Source organism: Bacteroides acidifaciens, assembly GCF_903181435.1.
Lineage (GTDB): Bacteria > Bacteroidota > Bacteroidia > Bacteroidales > Bacteroidaceae > Bacteroides.
Genome location: NZ_CAEUHO010000005.1, coordinates 129,522 through 153,136 on the forward strand (window position 1 = coordinate 129,522; position 23,615 = coordinate 153,136).

General features: G+C 41.9%; 12 protein-coding genes. 8 read left to right on the forward strand and 4 right to left on the reverse strand.

Annotated features, from left to right (window positions below; all coding sequences use genetic code 11):
- Nucleotides 1-13: 13 nt before the first annotated feature.
- From CLIN57ABFB40_RS17650 to CLIN57ABFB40_RS17685, 8 genes are all read left to right on the forward strand, one after another.
- Nucleotides 14-1,663, forward strand: coding sequence for a BACON domain-containing protein (locus CLIN57ABFB40_RS17650; RefSeq protein ID WP_175631317.1), 1,650 nt, complete (start codon nucleotides 14-16; stop codon nucleotides 1,661-1,663).
- 15 nt (nucleotides 1,664-1,678) lie between these two features.
- On the forward strand, nucleotides 1,679-2,851 hold the full coding sequence (locus CLIN57ABFB40_RS17655) for a DUF4198 domain-containing protein (protein WP_167960066.1): 1,173 nt from the start codon (nucleotides 1,679-1,681) through the stop codon (nucleotides 2,849-2,851).
- Between the two features lie 10 nt (nucleotides 2,852-2,861).
- Nucleotides 2,862-3,950 carry a hypothetical protein gene (locus CLIN57ABFB40_RS17660; protein WP_175631318.1) on the forward strand — a complete coding sequence of 363 codons (1,089 nt, stop codon included), beginning with the start codon at nucleotides 2,862-2,864 and terminating at the stop codon, nucleotides 3,948-3,950.
- Nucleotides 3,951-3,981: 31 nt separating this feature from the next.
- Entirely contained in the window at nucleotides 3,982-6,828 is a 2,847-nt protein-coding gene (locus CLIN57ABFB40_RS17665; RefSeq protein ID WP_175631319.1) for a sugar-binding domain-containing protein, read from the forward strand.
- A gap of 219 nt (nucleotides 6,829-7,047) precedes the next feature.
- Nucleotides 7,048-8,550: an MGH1-like glycoside hydrolase domain-containing protein gene (locus tag CLIN57ABFB40_RS17670; RefSeq protein WP_175631320.1), complete on the forward strand. Its 1,503-nt coding sequence runs from the start codon at nucleotides 7,048-7,050 to the stop codon at nucleotides 8,548-8,550.
- Nucleotides 8,547-10,745 (forward strand): glycoside hydrolase family 3 N-terminal domain-containing protein, encoded by a 2,199-nt coding sequence (locus tag CLIN57ABFB40_RS17675; RefSeq protein ID WP_175631321.1) that lies wholly within the window; start codon nucleotides 8,547-8,549, stop codon nucleotides 10,743-10,745. Before CLIN57ABFB40_RS17670 ends, CLIN57ABFB40_RS17675 begins: the two co-directional genes overlap by 4 nt.
- A 9-nt stretch (nucleotides 10,746-10,754) precedes the next feature.
- Nucleotides 10,755-11,843 carry a hypothetical protein gene (locus CLIN57ABFB40_RS17680; RefSeq protein ID WP_175631322.1) on the forward strand — a complete coding sequence of 363 codons (1,089 nt, stop codon included), beginning with the start codon at nucleotides 10,755-10,757 and terminating at the stop codon, nucleotides 11,841-11,843.
- Nucleotides 11,844-11,999: 156 nt separating this feature from the next.
- Nucleotides 12,000-14,000 carry a glycoside hydrolase family 97 protein gene (locus CLIN57ABFB40_RS17685; protein ID WP_175631323.1) on the forward strand — a complete coding sequence of 667 codons (2,001 nt, stop codon included), beginning with the start codon at nucleotides 12,000-12,002 and terminating at the stop codon, nucleotides 13,998-14,000.
- 65 nt (nucleotides 14,001-14,065) lie between these two features.
- Here the strand turns inward: CLIN57ABFB40_RS17685 and CLIN57ABFB40_RS17690 are convergent, their stop codons facing one another.
- From CLIN57ABFB40_RS17690 to CLIN57ABFB40_RS17705, 4 genes are all read right to left on the reverse strand, one after another.
- Complete coding sequence (locus tag CLIN57ABFB40_RS17690) at nucleotides 14,066-15,787, reverse strand: TonB-dependent receptor (RefSeq protein WP_175631324.1); 1,722 nt, start codon at nucleotides 15,785-15,787, stop codon at nucleotides 14,066-14,068.
- A gap of 29 nt (nucleotides 15,788-15,816) precedes the next feature.
- Entirely contained in the window at nucleotides 15,817-18,834 is a 3,018-nt protein-coding gene (locus tag CLIN57ABFB40_RS17695; protein WP_175631325.1) for a tetratricopeptide repeat protein, read from the reverse strand.
- A 23-nt stretch (nucleotides 18,835-18,857) separates the two neighbouring features.
- The gene (locus tag CLIN57ABFB40_RS17700) at nucleotides 18,858-19,073 is read right to left on the reverse strand and encodes a hypothetical protein (RefSeq protein WP_254871812.1); all 216 of its coding nucleotides are present in this window, start codon (nucleotides 19,071-19,073) and stop codon (nucleotides 18,858-18,860) included.
- 341 nt (nucleotides 19,074-19,414) lie between these two features.
- Nucleotides 19,415-23,338, reverse strand: coding sequence for a response regulator (locus CLIN57ABFB40_RS17705; RefSeq protein WP_175631563.1), 3,924 nt, complete (start codon nucleotides 23,336-23,338; stop codon nucleotides 19,415-19,417).
- Nucleotides 23,339-23,615 lie beyond the last annotated feature (277 nt).

Genomic DNA, 23,615 nt, shown 5'->3' on the forward strand with positions numbered 1-23,615 from the left:
AAATAAAATATTTATGAGAAACATATTTTTATTACTATCGTGTCTGCTTTGTTTGCAGGCTTGTAATGATGAGAAAGAGGTGGACTGGACACCCGATGCGCTGACTGTATCTTGCAACGAAACTTTGGAAGAGGCAGGAGACGGACATTGGAAAGTGACTCTCCCTACTGAATATAAAGGTTCCGTGAAGTTGGAAATCCAGACTGATAAGGTTTGGGGAGTGGAGGTTTCTTATATGACGACTGAGGACGAAGAATGGATAACTCCTTCGGCAGAAGGGGGCAATGGCTCTGCTTCGTTGTCATTGGCTATTGCTGATAATAAGACAGCTAAAGACCGCAAGGCTTCTGTAGTGATTTCCACCAAAGGAGAGATTCCGGTGAAGAAAACAATCACGGTGGTTCAGGGAAATGTGGAGGAACTCTTGATTGTCGGTACGATTGATGAGGTAGGTTTCCCGGATGATGTCTTTGTTACAAAAAAGTCCGACGGCTCTTTTGATGTGACATTGCCTAAAGATTTTACGGAAGAAGGCGAGCGACAACTCAATATCTTGACTTATCAGGGAACGGCTACTCCAAGCATAGATATCACTTATCCTGATGAAGAAGTTGTAGATTGGGTTGTATTTACGGAGACTTCGGTAGCACCGTCGTCGGAATCTGGAGTTAAAACTCTGGCTTTGACAATCAAAGAAAATACAGGGAATATCTACCGTGAAGCATTGGTTAATTTTACTGCTACTGCCGGAGATATAACATCCGGAAAGAGTGTTAAAATTGTGCAGTATGGAGTAGAAAGAATTGTTTGGAATGAGGAGTTCTGTCAACAAGAGAGCGAATTCATTGTAGCCGCAGATGCAAATGATAAAATTTGGGTTGCCACTTGTGAAAATATTAATCCTGCGGATTTGGAGTTAAACGGCAGCAATACGTGGTTGGAGTTGTCTCAGGAAGAAGGCAAAGTATATGCGAAAGTATTGGCAAATGTGAGTACTAACAAGGAGCGTCGCTCTGATGTGGTTATAAAGAACAAGAAAACCGGTGCGGAAGTGAGAATTCCTTTTAAGCAGTGTATACAGGGATATGGTATTGTATTAAGCAAGGCTTTGTGGAGCTTGGCTGCCTATAGTGGCGAGGGGACAGGTAGTGCCAGTAATGTAGCCAGCTATTTTAAACTGTTTGATGATTTTTGGCCGGCGAATAAGGCTGAAGCAGGGGCTACATACCAAGGTTCGAAGAATACGCATATTGAGGTGAAGTCCGGTACGGATAGTAATCCGGTCAGCTTTACTTTTGATCTGGGAGAGAATCCTCGTGGATATGACTCTTTTGGATTGATGCCGAGATTACAATGGACAGCTCCGGCTCCTCAAACCATAATGATTGAGGTTAGTGATAATTTGGAAAGTGGTTGGGAGACTGTAATAGAAAAAGTAACAGGGAATGGTTTCAAGAAAGAAGATATATATTATTTGAATCCTGAACAATCCAATAATAGTAATTGGTATGATGCTCATTATGAGGGAATTGTTCATTGGTCTAAATTGGCTGATGAGAGAATTCAGAAGCGATATGTCCGTATATCAATGTATGAAACATTCTGGAGTGGCTTTCTTTGTCTGGATGAAGTCTTTGTTGCGGATCGGTCAAATGTAGAATAATAAAATTATTGAGTTATGATAAAGTATTTAAAGAAATATGCATTAATAGCGTGCAGCCTGTTTACATTGGCTGCATGTGATCTCGAAATCGACATAACCAATCCGGGACTTATCACTGAAAAACCGCAGGATAAGCCTCAAGTTGGAGAAACGATTACCTATCGTGCGCAAGTATGGGTGGAGAAAAATGATATGGAAGAGTTGTATGGTGGTGAGCGTCTGTTCAGACAGAATCTGGAGGCACTATTCCGTAATACCACTACTTTCTGGAATGAAAGTACCAATAAGTTTGATTACCGTTTTGAATGGGTTGTGGGTGAAGGAGACGATAATCTGGTCATTTATGAAATAGGCAGTGGTGTGAAAACCAAGGAACAATATAATGTGTATAAAAATAAAGCATACGGTACTTTGAATACCGAAAAGTATGACTTTGTTCTTTTCTTGGCTTTGAATTGTCCTAAGGGTGAAGGCGGACTTTCTTGTGGCGGTGGCGGAGCAAGTAAACAGTCGGTAGTACAGTCTTATTTTGAAGGAAGCCATGATATTTTTGCCAAAAAATGGCCGGAAAAGGGTACATATAGCGATTTGGGGCATGAATATGGTCATGTTCGCGGTGCACAGGATTTATATCAGTACATGATCCCGGCTGAAAATAATCCGATCAGCCATGTTGCATATGATTATCCTAAATGTAACATGGGGACAGGTTATCAGGAATGGAGTGATTACTGCTCGGCGGTATTTAATCACAATGCACAATATAAGCAGCTTACTTCTGATATGACCAGAAGTACATATCCTAAGCAGATGTTGGTCCGGGTGACTAAAGATGGTAAGCCGGTACAACGCGCTACGGTAAATTTCTGGGGATCACGTGCGTCTTTTAGGGATATATATGCAGCACCTGGAAATTCGCCTTACATGAAGAAAAAAACTGATGCGAACGGTGAATTAACGATTAACGACATATACCGGATGTTTATTCCCGATTACAATAATACTCCGAATCTGCCGCCCAAGAGTCCTGTTGACGAGTTTCCATTCTCCCGTTGGTATTGTTTTGTGGTAGAAGTGGAATTGGACGGAGGTCAGACGAAGTGTGTATGGTTGTCGGACTTGGACATCGTTCCCGAATATTTGAACGGAGGACAACAAGAGCCTTATGTGTTTGAAATACAAATATAATGAGTTTTCTATGGGTATTTTAAGATATATAGTAGTAACATGTAGCTGCCTTGTCTGGGCAGCTCATGTTTTTAGTGCGGATGTGAAAGATACGATTGAATATCGTGCACAAGTATGGGTGGACAAAACTGATCTGGAACGTTATGGCGGAGAAGCGGATTTTAAGAAGAACTTGCAGAAGATGTTTCATAATACGACCCGTTTCTGGAATGAAAGTCCCAACAAATTTAATTATTATTTCCGTTTTGTTCCTGCCGATGAATTGTGTGTATATGATATTCAAGGGGATAAGGACAGATACAAAGAGTTTCAGAGAAAAGCTTTCGGGCCTCTTGATTTGTCTAAATACGACTTTGTGTTGTTTCTGGCATTAGGGGCGAAGAATGAAGGGCTTTCCTGTGGAGGTGGTGGAGCCAGCGGACAATCGGTAGTGATGTGCTATGTCCGTGAAGCGCACAATATTTTTACGGATGCGCTTTATCCTAATCAGGGAACATATAGCAATTTGGGACATGAATACGGGCACGTCCGTGGTGCGACGGACTTATATCAGTATATGATTGCGGCAGAGAACAATCCGGTGAGCCATGAGAAATTGACTCCGCCTAAGTGTAATATGGGAACCGGATATCGTGTCTGGAGTAATTATTGTTCCGCTCTGTTCAATTATACGGCAAAAATGAAACCATTGGACAAGGATTTGTCGGACAAGGTTTTCCCGCGCAAGCTGGTGATTAAGGTTGATAAGAAAGGTAAACCGAAATCCAGCTATACGGTGAATTTCTATGGAACCCGTGCCGGCGGCAAATACAACAAGCGGGATGTATATCCGAAAGTGTACAGAACTTATACTACCAATAAACGTGGCATGGTTGAAATAACCGATTTGTATAAGTTATATCATCCGGATATGACGGACCCGAATATTCCCCCGAAAGAACCGCAGGATTTATTTCCATATTCTTACTGGTTCAGCTTTTTGGTGGAAATAATAGATGATGCGGGACAAAAGAAATATGTATGGCTTCCTGATGTGGAACTGCAAAGGGAACATCTCGAAACAGGTAACGATACATATATGGTGAATGTAGCTTTTTAACAGGAAATAAACTAGAAAAAACACTTGTACTATGAAGAGATTGGCATTACTTGGTTACTGTTTATTGTTGTCGGGATTGACACTATGGGCGAATACTTCTCAGAGACTACGCGAAGTAGTTGATTTGCGTGGAAGCTGGGAATTTGCTCTTGACCCGGACGGAAAGGGAGAGTTTGCACAATGGTGGAAAAAACAATTGCCTGAAACTGTAATTTTGCCTGGCACAACTGACTCTAATAAGAAAGGGATTGCCAATACCAATAAATCGGAAACAACTTATTTATCCAGATATTATAAATACGAGGGTGCTGCATGGTATAGCAGGAATATAGAGATTCCTGCCGACTGGAAAGGTAAGCATATCGTGCTGTTCTTGGAACGTACCCGCCCGTCAACTGTATGGATCGACGGTCAGGAAGTGGGCAAGAATAATTATTTGTCTACCCCACAGGAATATGACTTGACTCATTTCCTGACTCCCGGTTCACATAAACTGACCATTCGCATTGATAACGGAAAAAGTATTCCTAAACAGATTCGTTCGAGTTCACATGCTTGTACGGAGTCTACACAGACCAATTGGAATGGTATTGTCGGACGGATAGAGTTGCAGGCAATGAATCCGTTGTTTATAGAATCCATTCAAACTTTCCCTTCGGTGGCAGACCGTTCTGTAAAAGTGAAAATCACATTATCGAAAGAGTATGGTGTCAACGGAAAACAAATCCGCCTGTCGGCTGCTGCGTTTAATTCTTCCAGAAAGCATAAAGTAAAGGCTACGGAATATGCTCTGAAAGAGGGCTGTAAGGAATATGAGTTTGTTTATCAACTGGGCAGTAAAGCATTGCTTTGGAGCGATCTTCAACCGGCTTTGTATCAGCTAAAGGCAGAAATCAATGGCATTGACGAACGGACTGTCCGTTTCGGATTGCGTGATTTTAAGGCGGAGCAGACTCATTTCACCATCAATGGAGCAAAGACTTTTCTTAGAGGAAAGCATGACGCCTGTGTATTTCCATTGACTGGATATACGGCAATGGACTTGGAACAATGGCGTCGTTATTTCAGAATCTGTAAAGAGTATGGCTTGAACCACTGTCGTTTTCATTCATGGTGTCCGCCTGCCGCTTGTTTTGAAGCTGCTGATTTGGAAGGAGTTTATTTGCAACCGGAACTTCCTATTTGGGGCGGTTTCAAGAAAGAATCAGACGAACTAATGGACTTCCTGATGAAAGACGGTGAAAATATCATGCGTGAATATAGCAATCATGCTTCCTTCGTCCTTTTTGCTTTAGGTAATGAGTTGGGAGGAGATATTAATGTGATGAAAGATTTCGTGAACCGCTTCCGTTCGATAGAACCGAGGCATCTTTATACTTATGGCTCGAATATCTTTTTAGGGTCGAAAGGACATATCCCGGGAGAAGATTTCTTAGTAACCTGCCGTGTAGGTAGCGGTGAGGGATATTCAACACATGCCCGTGCATCTTTTTCTTTTGCAGATGCGGCAGAGGGAGGTTATCTGAATAATACTTATCCTAACTCGGTGATGAATTTTGACGCAGCTTTAGAGAAGTCTCCCGTTCCGGTGATAGGACATGAAACGGGGCAGTTTCAGACTTATCCGGATTATGAAGAAATGAAAAAATATACAGGCGTATTGGCACCTTGGAATTTTGAAGTCTTTCGTGACCGATTGAAGAAAGCGGGTATGCTGGAACAGGCTGATGATTTCTTTAAAGCATCCGGTGCATGGTCTGTGGAACTTTATCGGGCAGATATTGAGATGAACTTGCGTTCTGAACGAATGGCAGGTTTCCAGTTGCTCGATTTGCAGGATTATCCGGGGCAAGGTTCGGCTTATGTCGGAATCCTGGATGCGTTCATGGACAGTAAAGGATTGATTGACCCGAATAAATGGCGAGAGTTTTGTTGCGAGGTTGTTCCTTTACTGACAACAGCTAAGTTCTGCTGGACCGGACAGGAAATCTTTGAAGCTAATATTGAAATAGCTAATTATGGAGAACATTCATTGAAAGGAAAATGTGTGTCGTGGGAGTTGAAAACAGGAAAACGTTTGCTCGATAAAGGTAAAATGCCTGTTCCTTCCGGTTTGGGATTGCTAACTGCCGGTACGATTCGTCTCACATTACCCAATCTTGAAAAAGCATATAAAGCGGAATTATCCTTGAAGATTGCCGGAACTTCGTATCGTAATACTTATCCTTTATGGATATATCCGGCAAAGAAGCAGTTGAATACGGAGGGTATAGTCGTTGCCCGTCAATTAACGGATGAGGTGTTGAGTGCTCTGAAACAAGGTGGAAAAGTTTTGCTGATGCTGGGCAAAGAGGATTGTAAGGAAGTAACAGTAGGCGGACTCTTTCAAACTGATTATTGGAATTATCGTATGTTCAAAAGTATATGTGACCGTATTAAGAAACCTGCATCGCCGGGTACATTAGGAATCTTGACTAATCCCGAACATGCCTTGTTCAAGGACTTCCCAACGGATTTCCATACAAACTGGCAGTGGTATCCGATAATCAAGAATAGTTATCCGCTGATTTTGGACAATATGCCAGAAGAATACCGTCCTATTGTGCAAGTGATTGACAATGTTGAGCGTAATCATAAACTGGGCTTGGTATTCGAATTGAATGTCGGTGGCGGTAAACTGTTAGTCTGCATGGCTGATTTGGAGACTGCACGCAATACTCCCGAAGGGTTGCAATTCTACGCCAGTTTGCTGGAATATATGAACTCTCCGGAATTTAAACCGGCTATGTCTGTTTCAACAGAGTCTTTAAAGAATTTGTTTGTGGCAGGTGTACAAAAGGAAGGAATTAAAGTACTGGATAATATCTCGTACGACTAGATGTTTGAAGGCTAAAATTGTATAAGTTCAGGCGAAAAACAGACAAGCATACTTCTCTGCAAGGTTTGGAAGACCGAAAAAAGAGGGTGGTTTACGATATTATTGTCCTTTTGTACGCAATTCGCCTTGATGAATTTACCGGGCGGCTATCTTTGTGATGCAAAGCTGAAAAGACGATTCGGTTTTGTGTAAACATCAACTTTTAAATCAATACCAGTTATGAACAAACTAATAGTATATATCTTATTATTATTCATTCCTACTCAACTGGACGCGCAGGAACTCATGAAAGGAGAACTGAAGAGGGAATTGCTGCCTCAGCCTGTTTTCCCGGAGAATCCTCACTTTGTCGACCTTTATTGGAAAACATGGGAACTCGCTTGGGGAAGGGTGAAATATCAGGAAGGTGTATTCCAGTCTCCTTATATGGACGAGAATCTTTGGGATGATACGATTTGGATTTGGGATACGGAATTTATGGTTTTGTTCTGTCGGTATGCTCCTGCTGTTTTTCCCGGAATAGAGAGCTTGGATAACTTTTATGAATCAATCTTGAATAAAAAATCTTCTTCACTCAGAATACAGCATCCGGATAACCCGCCTTTCTATTCATGGGTGGAATATGAATATTATAAGATGACGGGGAATAAGGAACGCATTAGGAAAGTGTTGCAAGATGAACAGTTCCTGCAACGCCACTATTATTGGTTCGACTCTTTGAAACGCGGGACTAAGTTGCATTTCAGACACGCATGGATTGCTTTGGAGAAAAGTGACATCGGTTATCGGTGGGGCTGGGTGCAGAGCGGTATGGACAACACTCCCCGTGGCAGAGGTCGTAAAGGAGAATTGCTGTGGATGGATGCGGTATCACAACAGGCTCTTTCGGCTTTGTATATCGAACGCCTGGCAAAGGAACTCGGAGACAAGCGGATTGCTAAAGAGTTTGCAGCCTTGTATAAAGAAAATAAAACCCTGTTGAATAAATACTACTGGGATGAAAAGGACGGATTTTATTACGACCTTTCAGAGAAAGATACGTCATTTGTGAAAGTCAGAACTCCGGCGGTGTATTGGTCGATGCTTGCCGAAATACCTGATAAGGGACAAGCGGAACGTCTGGTGAAATATGCTGATGCTCCGGACGAATTTGGTGGAAAATATCCTTGGCCGTCTGTTGCCAGAAGTGACAAGGACTATAATCAAGAGATTGGGGATTATTGGCGGGGCGCCGTATGGCTTCCACTTGCTTATATGTCTACCAAGGCGCTTGAGACTTACGGATATTATGATATTGCTTATGAGAACTCTTATAAACTGCTGTCCCAGATGTCCGAAACTTATCGGACTTTTAAGCCGGCAACCGTTTGGGAATGTTACTCTCCTTCGGCTCCCCGACCGTCCGAACGGCAGTATAAGGATAAACGGGAGTTGGTGAGACATGATTTTTGCGGCTGGTCTGCATTGGGGCCGATTTCTCTTTTTATTGAAAATGTATTGGGCTTTTATAATATTGACGCTACCCGGGATTTGATTGAATGGCATAAGAAAGGTCAGGGTGAGCAGGGATTGCGGAATCTTAGGTTTGGAAGTACTATAACTGATATTGTAGCCAATGGTCAGCAAGTGCAGGTGAAAAGTAATAAACCTTATACCTTGAAGATTAACGGCAAGAAATATAGGATAAAAGAAGGCGAACAAATTATTACTATAAAACCATGAAGAAACTGATAGCATATTTGTGTATGATGATTTTTGTGCTGACTAGTGCGGCGCAAAGTCAAACAGACGAGAGTAAGATGAACCGTTTCGTGTCCGGTCTGATGAAGAAGATGACACTGGAAGAGAAGGTGGGACAGTTGAGCCAATGTTCCGGCGGCTTTGCCACAGGACCCGATAATACGCGCATCAGCCGTACGGAAGACATAAGCAAAGGCTTGATAGGCTCCCTGTTGAACGTATCCGGTGCTGCCAATACCCGCAAATATCAGGAGGCTGCGATGAAATCGCGTCTGCGGATTCCTTTGATTTTCGGGTTGGATGTCATTCACGGTTTCCGTACAGGGTTTCCGTTGCCTTTGGCTGAGGCTGCAAGTTTCGACTTGGATGCCATAGAAAGAGGTTCGAGGTGTGCGGCGAAGGAAGCGTCGGCAGCCGGATTGCACTGGACGTTTGCTCCGATGGTGGATATCAGTTGGGATGCCCGTTGGGGACGTGTTATGGAAGGGGCAGGAGAAGACCCCTATTATGGCTCATTGGTGGCTAAGGCACGTGTACGCGGTTTGCAGGGAGATGATTTGTCGAAAGAAAATACGATTCTTTCTTGTATCAAGCATTTTGCGGGATATGGAGCTTCTACTGCGGGAAAAGACTACAATAGCGTGGATATGTCGATGGGACAGTTCGCCAATTTCTATATGCCGCCTTATAAGGCCGGGGCTGAGGCGGGTGCCGCCACATTTATGAGTGCATTCAATGATTTTAATAATGAACCGGCTACCGGAAGTAGCTTCTTGTTGAGAGAACTTCTGAAAAATCAATGGGGATTCAAAGGATTCGTAGTCTCCGACTGGGGTTCGGTAGGCGAAATGATAAACCACCGTTATGCGAAAGACGAAAAAGAGGCTGCTTATAAAGGCATAAAAGCTGGTCTGGATATGGAAATGGTAAGTGAATGTTATTCCAAGAATCTGATTACTCTGATAAAGGAAGGCAAAGTATCAGTGAAACTGGTGGATGATGCGGTCAGACGTATTCTTGAACAGAAATATAAGCTGGGATTATTTGATGATCCGTTCCGCTATTGCGATGAGGAAAGAGAGCGTACGGTGATCGGTTCGGAAGAATCACGCAAGGAAGCGTGTTATGTGGCCGAACGTTCCGTTGTACTTTTGAAGAATGAAGGCGCTGTGCTTCCGCTTTCTCCTTCCGTTAAGAAAGTAGCTTTGGTTGGTGCATTGGCTAAATCACAGAAAGATATGTGTGGCGCATGGTCTTGTGCTGAGGTGAGTAAGGTAGTCACTTTGTATGAAGCAATGGAAAAGCGGGGAGTAACTGTCAATTATAATGACGGATATGACTTGAAAAAGAATCAGATCGTGAATCTGGAACAGACATTGGCTGCTGCCCGCCAGTCGGATGTAGTTGTGATAGCGATGGGCGAACAGGCATGGGAGAGTGGAGAAATGCGTTCAAAAGGGGATATCTCCATTTCTTCGGAACAGCAGAAACTGGTTTCCGAACTCGTAAAGACGGGCAAACCTGTGGTTGTACTGATGATGTGCGGCCGTCCTGTCATTTTCAATGAAGTACGCCGGGATGCTCCCGCTATCTTATGTACCTGGTGGTTGGGAAGCGAAGCCGGTAATGCCATCTGTAATGTATTGTTCGGGGATTACAATCCTTCAGGGAAACTCCCGATGACTTTCCCGCAGCATAACGGGCAGATTCCTCTGTACTATCAGTATAAGAGTACCGGACGTCCTACCGCATTGGGCGGATGGTGTGCGAAATACATTGATATTCCGACCGAACCGGCTTATCCGTTCGGCTATGGTCTGTCATATACCACTTTCGATTATTCGGATGTGAAGCTGCTTCCGGGTAATGGAAAAGATACTTATGCTCGTGTAGCTGTGACTGTGAAGAATACGGGAAAGTATGAAGGTGAAGAAGTTGTCCAGTTGTATGTCCGTGATGAAGTAGCTTCGATTACCCGTCCTAGCAAGGAGTTGAAGGGATTTGATAAGATTAAGCTGAAAGTGGGCGAAAGCAGGACGGTGACGTTTGATGTGAAAGACGAACAGCTCGGTTTCTACAATAATCAGATGAAGTTTGTGGTTGAGAAGGGGGACTTTACTTTTATGGTCGGTGGAAATAGCCGTGACCTGCAAGAAATAAAATACACACTTAACTAAATAACAAATATGAAAAACAACTGGAGAAAATGGTTGCTCATTACTGCATTACTGCCTTCTTTCTTGGGGCTGGATGCGAAACCAATGCAGGGAGAGGTAGCTCCACAGCCGTTGGATACGATTGAATATCGGGTATTTATTGCCGTTGATAAAGCGGGAGTAGAGCATTGGGGCGGAAAGGCGGCCTATCAGAAAAAACTGGATGCTTTCTTCGGGCAAGTGAATGACTTCTGGAATAAGGCCGGAGAAGGACGTCTCAAGTATTATTTCCGTTATGTTCCCGATTGGCAGGTGACCTATGATTGCTCTTCCCGGCAGTTGGAGAATGTCTATAAGAGGAGCGCAGGCTTTCCTGACCATGACGTACTGTTGATTATTGATTCCATACTCGATTTTGATGATGAAGAAAGTGCGAAAGGGTGGTATTGTAGCGGTGGCGCGGACAATCTGAGTATGGTCGTTTGCCGTGGCCGTAGTAAAACGGAACATGAGGATTTGTTCGGAATCGACTATTTCCATAGAGGAGTGGCGCATGAGTTCGGACACTATCGTGGAGTGACGGATTTATATGCCGACAGAATCCGGGCGAAAAACAATCCGGTGAATAATTTGCAGTATGAACCGGACTCTTGCGTTATGAACAATCATTATAAGACGTATAAATGGAGTCCCTATGCCGTTAATATCATTAATTATACGGCAAAGTCCAAACGTCCGGGCCGTGACTTCCCCGGATTTTTCAAGCAGATGTTTCCGGAAAATATCCAAGTATCTGTAACCGTGAAAGGCAAAAAGAAGAAGGGGGTGAAATTGAACTTGTACGGTTCGCGTGCAAAGTTCAATGACTTGATTGCAACTCCCTATCGCACTTATGAGATGGATAAAAAGGGAGAATATCTGATTACCGGCGTTCCTGGCTTATATGATAAACCGGCTCCGCCTTTACACGCTGACGAGTTGCCTTACAATCGCTGGTTCACCTTCCTGCTCGAGGCGGAATATAAAGGAGAGAAGAAATATGTCTGGCTTCCCGAGTACGAAGTGCAACAAACTTTCTTTGAGAATAAGGATACCTATCAGGTGACAATTGATTTCTAAACGGACAGTGTAACAGAGGTAAACAGAAGAAGGCTTTTTGAATACTTTTTTAACAGGAATTTCTTTCTGTTATATTCGCCTTTTGTCCTTATCCGTAAGCCGTAACTCAATTAAGATGTAAATAAAAAGAATGTAAGATATAAAAAGTATTAGTTTATGAAACGTATGATGAGAAGACTTTTGCCGGTTCTAATGGCTGTTGCGCCTTTGACCGTTTGTGCGCAAAAAGTGTATGAACTGAAGGATGCATCCGGTAGGGTGCAGGTGAATGTGAGTGTAAATGATAAGAATGTTGAATACTCTGTTCTCCATGAAGGGGATGTGATGATAGACCACTCTCCTGTCTCCATGAAACTGACGGACGGAACAGCTTTCGGCGTGAATCCGAAAGTCAGGAAAGTCAATAGGCGGTCGGTGAATGAAACGATTTACCCGCCTGTCTACAAAAAGAAATCAATCGAAGACAGGTTCAATGAACTGACGATTGATTTTAAAGGTGGATATAGTCTGGTATTCAGAGCATACGAAGACGGTGCCGCCTATCGTTTTGTTTCCAGTTTGAAAAAGCCGTTTATGGTAGAAAGCGAACAGGCAGTTTTCTGTTTCCCGAATGACTCGAAAATATTCGTGGCTTCTCCGAAAGGAAGAATGAACGAGGGTAAAAAAGATCCTTTTTACAGTTCTTTCCAAAATACGTATGTAGAGACAGCTTTGTCTGTGTGGGACAAGGAGCAGATTGCCTTCTTACCGGTTCTGGTAGAGGGAAAGAATCAAAAGAAAGTTTGTATTACCGAAGCCGATTTATTGGATTATCCGGGTATGTATGTGAAGCACGGGGATTCCGGTTTCTCTTTGGAAGGCACGTTTGCCGCTTATCCTAAGAAAGTGGTGGACGAAGTACGCGGGCTCAAAGGCGTAGTGAAATCCCGTGAACCTTATATTGCCAAGGTAGAGGGAGCTACCGCTTTTCCCTGGCGTGTAATGGTCATATCAAAGGATGACACTGAACTGTTGTGCAGTGATATGGTCTATAAACTGGCTACTCCGGCTCAATTCACCGATTTTTCATGGATTAAACCGGGTAAGGTTGCCTGGGATTGGTGGAACGACTGGAATATCTATGACGTGGACTTCCATGCAGGAATCAATAATGAGACTTATAAATATTACATTGATTTCGCTTCCAGGTTCGGCATCGAATATGTGATATTGGATGAAGGTTGGGCAGTTCCGGGTAAAGCGGATTTGTTTCAGATCATTCCGGAAATTGATTTGGAAGAATTAGTCAGCTATGCGAAAAGTAAGCATGTGGATTTGATATTATGGGCGGGCTATCGCGCTTTTGAGAAGGATATGGACCGTGTATGCAAACATTATGCAGCTATGGGAATTAAGGGCTTTAAGATTGACTTTATGGATCGTGACGACCAGCACGTCGTTGAGTTCAATCGTAAGGCGGCTGAAACCGGAGCGAAATATAAACTATTGATTGACCTGCACGGTACATTCAAACCGACCGGTCTTCAACGTACTTATCCCAACACTATCAACTTTGAAGGGGTTCATGGACTGGAAGAACTGAAATGGGCGGAACCGGGTACGGATCAGGTGGTATATGATGTAACTGCACCTTTCATCCGCATGGTAGCCGGACCGATGGACTATACACAGGGAGCGATGAACAACGTGATTATGAAAAACTTCCATGCAGTATATACGGAACCGATGAGCCAGGGAACCCGTTGCCGTCAGTTGGCACTCTACACAATCTTCGATTCTCCTATTAATATGCTATGTGATGCTCCTACCAACTACATGAAAGAAGAAGAATGTACGAAATTTATCGCTTCTATTCCTACCGTATGGGATCAAACGCTTCCTATAAGCGGCAAAGTGGGTGAGCATATTGTCATGGCTCGCCAGAAAGACGGCATCTGGTATGTAGGTGGACTGACCGACTGGAATGCACGTGATGTTGAAGTTGATTTGTCTTTCTTGGGAAAAGGTGAATTTAATGCTGAAATATTCAAAGACGGCATCAACGCCGACCGTGTAGGAAAAGATTATAAGCGGGAAGTGATTCGTGTATCGGCAGATAAGAAGCTGAAACTACACATGGCGCCCGGTGGTGGTTTTGTGGTGAAGATAACAAAATAGTTGAAGTTTAAATTTTGGTTTGACAAAGGGGCGTTATCCGAAAATGGAAACGCCCCTTTATTTTTTTAGAACCGGAAACTCAATCCCCCCAAGAAATTGAATCCTTCGGCAGGATAGCCTAGATAATATTGATATTTTTTGTTCAGTAGATTGTGTACCTGTGCATAAACAGATACCCCTTTGAACACATTGTAGCTGGCTCCGATATGTAAATCGTTGATGGCAGTCATCTTTGAATATCCTTCCACTTCTTTTCGGTTCACATAATCATAACCGAGATTTATATTTAAGGTGGAAATCGGATGAACATGTACATTGAAAGACATTTCACTGACAGGCTTTACAGCCAATAATTCCTTTCCATTCTTGCTGTCCCAATTACGATAGGTATATTTTGCTGATATTCCTAGAATATCTTTATAATCGTAGCTGACTTCACCACCGAGATAGAAGTTGCTTGTATTATCTTGAGCGAAGCTCAGGTATTTAGTGTGGGCATCATTTAATCTGTTGAAATTGAAATAAGACAAATCATTCTTCAAGTTTTGGTAACCGCCATATACATTGAACCAGACTCCCGGATAAGGGCTGGCTTTAAAGCCGACAGCACCGTTGATTTGTTCGTAAGTGTCGTAAGGACGTTGCACGTAGCCCCATGCGGAAGAAGTATTTGCTTCCGGCAGTTCTCCGTAAGGACAGACATTTTCCAATCTGCGGAAATCATTCAATAGCTTGCCGCCCGTCGCTTTTGCGTAAAGCACATAGCTGTCGGAGAAAATATACTGTGCAGTGATATCCGGTGAAACGCGGAAAGATTTATCAAATCCGAAAGATAAGTCTACATTGGCTCCGATGTGTAATTTCCAGTCATCGTTATCCAGTTCGTAATAAGGATTCAGAAGAAGCGTTGTATAATTCTTGAAAAACTCGTCTCCGGTAGCGGTATTCTTTGTATATCCGCTATACAGAAGATTATTCATCTCCAAAGCGATAGTCACCGATTGTTGGTCACCGATAGCTCCCGTGACATCTCCTTTGGTACGTATGATTGTTTCTTTAAGAGCTGTATTGGCATCATTCTCATTGAGCATGTTATGCTGACGTTCGTACATCAACAGATTCGTTTCGGCATTGAAACGCAGCGGTGCAGTTTCGTCGATAAAATGAATACCGGCATGAAAGTCACCGGAAGTGAATTTCTGCTTGCTGTTTACACCTCCCGGTTTGAGGTTGAAGTTGCTCAAGCCGAAGTTTCCGGCAATATTCAAATCCAATTTGTTGAATTGGTGTGTGTAATCCACGTTTGTACGTGTGCGGTAATAGAAAGCATTCCATTTTTCGTTGTCGGTAAAGGGGATTGTCAACTTTCCGTCCATTCCATCCATCTGAAAACGTACATTCAGTTTGTCTTTATCCGAGAGGCGGAATAAATAATTGGCAAGAACAGCCAGATTGCCTAAATTACCATATCTGGCACGTACATATCCGGGAGTGCTGCCCGGCTGGACTTCTTTTCCGGTATAAGGATTCATCAGACCAGCAGGAACAGAAGTTGCCGGAAAGAAAGTCGTAGCATACTCTACCTCTTTCTTACTCACGGTCGGTTCTTCTACTTTGGGCAGGACGTTTACTTTCGAAGCGTCCATAATATCCGGGTTATATTCTTGTTCCACAACAACGGTACGATTCATGGTCGTATCTTTGGGCTGGGTGGTTTGGGCTTGAAGGCCGGACGGCATGGAAATCGCCAATGCAAGTCCGCCTATTATATAAAGAGACTGTTTCATCTTATTCTTTATTCTTTAATTTTCAACTTTCAATTTTCACCTTTCAACTTAGCGAGTCTGCTTTCAATCATACTTGCTATATCATCGTTGCCTTGGTAATTCTGTTGCAGGCTCAATAGATACTGGCGTGCGTCAAGGTCTTTGCCCATAGCGGCATACACATCGGACAAAAGGACGAAGCTACGTGCCAGCCAATAAGCGTGCGGTGTGCTTTGTTCTATGTAGTTGAGCAGTTCCTTTTCCGCGGCAGCATATTCTTTCGCGTCATACAACGACTGTGCAACCAGATATTTAGCTTCGGCACCGTATGGATTACGGGTGTCTTTTGCCAGTTCGCGGAAGTCGTCCATCGCTTTTTTATCCGCCTTTTGTTTAACATAAGCCTTAGCGCGATAATAAAGAGCTTCATTTCTCAGTTCAGGGCTGAGTTTAGGTTCAGCCAATAAGTCGGTAGCAGCATGGATGGTTTCAATATCATCCCTCAACAGGAAGGCGCAGCGGAGTATTCCCGTTTCAGCAAGCTGGCGGCGTTCCACGTTGGTTGCTTTCTCTTTCAGTATCTTATAACTAGCCAGTGCTTCTGCTGTCTGTTGTTGGTTGAACTGCACTTCGGCACGCAGGATAAGGGCTTCTTCCGCAAACGGATTGTTCGGATATTCCAGTAATTTACCGGAGTGGAGAAGAATCATATCATAGTTTTTCTGCTCGTTCCCAATCAGGCAAAGATAATAATGTGCATTCAGACTGAAAGCCCCTTCCGGGAAAGTCTGCAAGTATTTGTTGAGACTCGTCTTTGCTTCTTCCATCCGTCCCCGCATATAAATCTTTTCTGCGGCGGCATAGGTCAGTGAATCCTGCTCGTTGGCATCAAAGCGGATATGTCCCGGCATGGCATTTGCCAAAGCCGCAAATTCGTCTATACGGTTCAAATCTACATAAATCGACTTCAAATCACGCATGGCCAGACGGGCTTCTTCACTACCCGGATATTTCTTGATGACCTGCTTGTAGGCTTCGATAGCTTGATTGTAATCCTCTTTCTGATAATAGAGCAGTCCGATTTCTGCCGCAGCTTTCCGGCTGACCGGGCTTTCGGGGTATTTGTTCAGCAGTTCCTTGAAGGAAGTGATTGCCTGATTGTTATTGTCCATCAATACATAGGACCGCCCTTTCTCGTAAATAGCATTCACGGCATAAGGAGAAGTGGGATATTTTCCCACCAGCCGATTCAGCAAAGTTATCTTGCCAGTATAGTCTTTCTGCAGGCCGGATACAAGAGCCAGTTGATAGAAAGAATAATCGCCGGAAGGAGTATTCATCTGTTCGGCTTGCGAATAATAATGTTTGGCTTCCTCGAAGTTGCGCACGTGCAAGTGGCAGTCACCGATACGGTTGTATGCATCGGCTAAAGCCGTTGCGTTTTCACCTTTCTCCAGTTGGACGTATTTCTGGAAGTAGTTGCTTGCTTGCGTATAGTCTTTCCGGTGGAAAGCGATATATCCCAGGTTATAATTGGCAAGCGCATACATTTCGTTATTGGGCTGGGTGGTCAGTTGCAGATAGGCGTTGAAGTCACGCGCTGCTTCCATCATCCGGTTGAGGCGATAATAAGATTCTCCACACCAGTAGTAAGCGTCTGCTTTGGTCTGACGGTTGTATTGCCCGATGGCAATGGATTGGTTCAGATATTTCAGAGCCTGTTCGAAGTCGGCGTTCGCAAAGGACTGTGTACCTAATTGGAACAGTATCTTCTGCTTGGCTTCCAGTATTTGTGCGCTTGGTTTGGCAATCCGGTCTATTGATTTCAAAGCCGCATCGTAACTACGGGTATTCATGTAAACTTCCACCAGATAACTGCTGACTTTCTCTGCATAAGGAGAAGTCGGAAATTCGTTCAGGAACTTCTCGAAGGCAGTAACGGATTCACCGAAAGCGGAGAAAGAAGTCTCATGCAGGCAGAGAGCGTAGTTGTAAGCCGCCTGTTCTTTGATTTGCATATTGGCGTTGGACGCTGCCGCCTGTTCGAAAGCCATGCGGGCTTTATTCTTTTCTGCTAGTTGCAGATAGGAGAGTCCCATGTGCAGGTAAGCATTCTGTGTGAGCGCGTCATTGGTAGTTGTCACTTTACCGAGTGTTTCGGCTGCTTTTGAATAGACTTTCGTCTGATAGTAAGAAAGTCCCAGCATATAAAGGGCATCCCGGCGGGGAGCCGAATGGTCTTTATTCAAATATTCACTGAATGATTCTACCGCTTTGTGATATTGTCCGAAGTGGTAATAAGCATCTCCGAGGATACGGTACATTTCCGCTGCATGTTCATTGTTCGGATAGGCCGACAGATAATTCTGTGCTACAATCTGTGCCTTGTCGTAGTTTTTGAGCTGTGCATAAATCTCGGCAATATAATAAGGAACGAGCGCCTTGTATTTCGGATTGTCTTGCAGCGGAAGGAAACCTTTCAATGCTTCGTTATAGCGTTTCTGTGTATATCGGATATAAGAAATGTAATAATCGCAATCTTTTGCATATTTGGGACTGTTGGCGCGGAGAGTCTCAAACCAGATGACTGCTTCTCTCAGGTTATCCGTTTTCAGATAGCAGGTAGCCAATTGATAGGTGCGGTCGTCACGTTCTTCGCTGCCGAGCAAGTCGAGGTCGGCAGAATTAAAGAGCGCCATCGCTTCATTGTACTTTCCTTCGTAGAAATAACAGGAAGCCAACAGTGAATAAATTCGATTGGCGTAAGGCGTATCGGGATAGCGGTCGAGATATTTGCGGAGCAATTCGATACGGTTCTTGTCGTTCAATTCGTATGCTGAACTGGCCAGCATATATTCCGCATCCTGAAGCAGGCTGGCTGTTGGCTTTTGTTTTACAAATGCCTTTAGTGCCGGCAGGGCGGCGGCATAATTCTTTTCCTGGAAAAGTTCTTTCCCTTCTTTATAAAGGTTGTCAGTCGAAGTGAACTTGTCACCTGTCTGGGCAAATCCTATAATGGGTGTGCAGCAGATAGCCGCACAAATGAGTCTAGTAATTTCTTTTTTCATAATCGGGTATTTATGCAAAAGTACTACATATCTTTCAAAGACAATCCTTTGAAAGTTATTTTATAATCATTTAATTCTTTATGTAAAGTTTCGCTCTTCTTTTCCAACACGTTTTCTAACACGGAGATGCTTATTTTTTTGGGGTTTCTTTTTACCTCTCTGATTAGGGCGGTTTTGCTGAATCGGTTGAGAGCTGTCGGGGCTATCGCTATTTCTTTTTTTCGGTCATAAATTTTCATACTACAGGCTTTATTCTTAATGGCGGTTAATTGAATAACCATTAAATTAATGACGATTACAAAGATAATGAAAGTCATGCTATTCTTCTCATTTTGAGTGGTATAATATACTTATTTAAGATTATGGGCTGATTGTGTGCCTTGGTCTTAAATGGTCTTTTTATAGGTTTGGGGCTAAATCCAACTTTTCATTAACTTCTCCGCTTTCAGCTTTCAGTTTCCCGATATATCCAAATGGTGATGCACTGAAAATGCCTGTTTATCTGGCTATTATAGAAATTGAAAAAACTAGTTTTGTGACCACCTAATTTATACCAGTTGTGTTTCCAAAGAACTTCTACTTATTTTATACGATTCTCTTCTCTAAATTGTTTGGGAGTCATTCCTTTCATTTGTTTGAATGTTGAACTAAAATATCGGGGATAAGTAAAACCCACTTCACTGCTTATTTCATTTATGTTTAAATTTGTATTGGTAAGCAGTGAGATCGCTTTTTCGATACGTAATCTGTTTATATAGTCATTGACTCCCAAACCTGTTATAATTTTTATCTTGTTGTATAAGGAAGAACGGCTAATTGTCATGACATCTGCCAATTGCTGGACGGAAAATTCTTCGTCAGATAGGTTTTCATGTATAATTGTATTTATTTTTGTCATGAAATCCTCGTCAGCTTTACTGTTTGTTAAAGTCTGGAGAGAAGTCGCCTGGTTGATAGATATGTATTGATTGTGTATTTTCTCTCTATTTTTTAAGATATTTCCGATGACGATCTTTAGAGAGTCTAGATCAAATGGTTTGGGGATGTAAGCATCAGCTCCGGATTTATATCCGGTTGTTATCGCTGTCTGGTCATAACGTGCTGTTAACAGTATTATAGGGATATGGCTTGTCTGGATGTCGTTTTTTATCTGACGACATAATTCAAAACCATCCATTTGCGGCATCATTACGTCACTAATAATAATAGAAGGCTGTTTCTTCTGACAGATTTCTAAGGCAGAGACCGCATTGTCTGCCGCATAAATTTTTTTACAGAACTCAGTTAAAGAATTTATGAGATATTCCCTTAACTCCTTTTCGTCCTCTACAATAAGCACAGTCTTTCCGGTACAATCGAAATGTGTATCTTGGATGCTGGAAGGGAGAGGAGAACTTTTTTGCTGTAAATGGGTGGACTCTTCTTTTTTATTTGTATTGAGAAATGGCAGCTCCAAATAGAATGTAGCTCCTTTGTTTGTATTATTATAGGCCCTTATAAGCCCCCCGTGCATTTCCATTATTGTTTTGGCATAATATAATCCGAATCCGCTTCCTCTCTCTTTGTGATTACCTTTGTGAAATTTAGTGAAGAGATTTGCCATATCCGAATCTTCTATACCACTTCCTTCGTCTATAACAGATATTCTGACTGTGTTTTCAAGACGTTGCGTGCTTACTGTTATATTGCTGTTTGCCTTACTGAATTTTAGTGCATTCATCAGTAAGTTTGATACTACTGTTTGACACTTTTGTTTGTCAAACCATACCTCCTCTATGTTGGGATCTATTTGTAATTGTATGCATATCTCTTTTTCTTTTGCCTCATTCATATAGTCTTTGATAACCTCGGTTACCCATTCGTTTAATTGAGTTTTTTGTATTTTCAATTTATTATAGTCTGCCTCCAAACTGCTCCAGTCCAACACCATATCCACTATTTCCCTCATGTGTTGTGCTTGGTTGAATAGTAGTTGTAATTGTGGTATCAGATGCTGAGGTAATCCTTGCATCTCACTTTTGTCCATGAGACGTTTTAGTGGGGCATAAATCAATGTTAAGGGAGTACGTAATTCGTGATTTATGTGAATGAGGAAATCTATCCTCTTTTCGTTCAGATATTGTCTGTATTCTTTTAGTCTCTTTTGTATTCTTGCTTCCTTTTTTATATTAAAAATGAATATTCCTGCAATACCCCCTCCTATAAGGCTAATACAACATAATATTATAAACCAGTCTGTTTTATACCATGGTGGGGTAATATGGACATTTGTGAGAAAGATAGGAGTGGTATAATTTCCGTCTTTTGTCATACATGCTACTTCAATGCGGTATTTACCGGTAGATAGGTTGGAAAGATCCAATATCGGATTATATGATTCGATTATCTTATCAACATTTCCTTTTATGATATATCGGAATGGAACTCGCTGGAAAATATCTTTATTTTTAATATATACCCGTAGGGCGAGTGCATTATGTTCCCATGGAACTTTTATATTGGGGGTGTCTATACCGGATGTATACGGTTGCCCGTTGAGTTCTATGCTGTAAAGTGCTATTTCCGGATCTGGTTCATTAGGCTCTGGGATGTCTGTGTTTATTCGGACCAGTCCTTCTATGCCACCAAAGTAAAGATATCGGCTGTTTTTTTCAGCCCGTTGTTGATAAGTAAATATTATTTCATTGGGATAAAATCCGTCGCTTCTGTTCCATTGAATAAATCTGTTTTCTTTTATGCAGTAAGAAAATAGTTGGTTTTGTGCACAGATCCATATCCTTTCTGAAGAAGGCTCATAACGGAGGGCGGTAATATCATTGAATAACTGTGACCTGATTTTAAAATATCTTTTCTCTTTTATATCATAATATCCCATTCCTGTTGTTGTTCCCACCCATATCTTATTTATTCCGTCGTAATCAATCGCACTGATAACTTCTTTCTCGTCCAATTGAAAAAGAAGATCAATGCTGTCATTCTTATTAATGATTCGGAATACTTTGTTTCCATTCATTGCCAAGGATATCTTTTTGTCGCAGTAGGCTATGACCGAGGCTTGTAATTGATAATTGTTATCGTTTTTGATTGGAGAGAATTTTTTATTATTTATATTATATACCCATAGGTCCTTACTAAATATATATATTTTGTTTTCTGTCACTCGGTGAGCGCGTGGAAGATATCCGTAAAAGCACTGTCTGAAGTTAATACTGTCGTTTATTATCACAAACGGTCGATAAATGCCTGTGTTTTTTTCAAACAGGAAAAGTCCCTTTGTATAAACAGATACCATTAGTTCTTTTTCTGATACCGGGGCTATGGAAATCACTTTATCCCCATAGGTAGACGAGAAGTGCTTGAAATTTCCCGTTTGAGGATCATACAAGTTTATTCCGCCTCCGTCTGTACCAATCCATAGCTTTCCATTAGCTTCCTCGTAAAAACTCGTCACAGATTTTTCGCTCAATCCATTATTATATCCTAAAGGACAGTCTTTATAAGTATGTATGTAACTTTCTTTGATATTGAAAACTCCTCCTCTAACACTTCCCGCCCATAAACATTCGTTGCTATCCTTATATAATACAGTGATAGAATTGACAGGAAGTGAATTCTCATCTCCGGCAATATGATAGAGGTTAGAGAATTTTTCATTGCGTAGTTCCAGACGATTTATTCCTCCGCCATCAGTTGCTAACCATAGATATCCTTTCTTTTCTATTATATCCAATACATAATTGTTTGTTAATCCGGAGTTGTTGCTCGTATATTGTTTTATAAGCTTTCCTGTTTTCTCATAACAAAACAGGCCTTGTCCCCAAAAAGATAAATATATGTATCCGTTTGAAGCCAGACATGCTCCTTGCAAAATATTGTTTGGACAAGAGAAAAAACGCTTTAATTGCATATTTGGGTAATTCAATATATATATTCCATCCCTTCTAGTGACGATTAGCACCTCCTTTGGAGAAACTGCTATAATTCTTTGTACCCTATATTTGGTAATGTCACTGTCCGTAGCACCTTTGGGGTTGATGCATATTGCTTTAAAAGAGCGTTTTTGGTAATCATATTTGTATATTCGATTCTCACTTCCGAAAAGTACTCCTCCATTTATGCATAAGGAAGAATAGATGATATCATGATTGAAGGGAATAAAATTCCCGTGTGTCTCATCATATCTAACCATACCTTGTCTGGTAGATATCCATATGTCATTAAGGGAATCTTGGGTTAAATGTATAATGTGATTGCTTGGTAATGAGTATCTGTCGTTGGGGGAGCTTTTGAATATTTTCAGATTTTGTCCCGTATAAAAATTCAGACCATTTTTTGTTCCTATCCATAATTTCCCTTTCTTATCTAAAAGTATGGATTGGACGGTAGATTGAGACAACCCCTCCGCTACAGAAATAGACGTAAACTGGTAATTTATGTCATGCCCTGATGTAGATAATATGCAAAGTAGTGTTAATATTGCGAATATACCAAATAGCCTGTACATTTTTATATTTTCGTGTTGTTTAAAACAGATTTTTCTATTCAACAACGTATATACATAAAATGTTTATTAATTATTCTGTTTTTGATAAAAAAATGCAGTATTGGATGATATATGACTTTTTTTAAATGCTTTCTGACTATGTTTAGTTTTATGAGCTCTTTCTTTGCGCTTGTAAATAATAACCCCTAATTTATTAAATATGATTTTCTTTATTCCTTTGTTTATACCTCCGTAATTTGTGATGTTTTTGGAGTGGATATATGGTAGTTGAACGCCT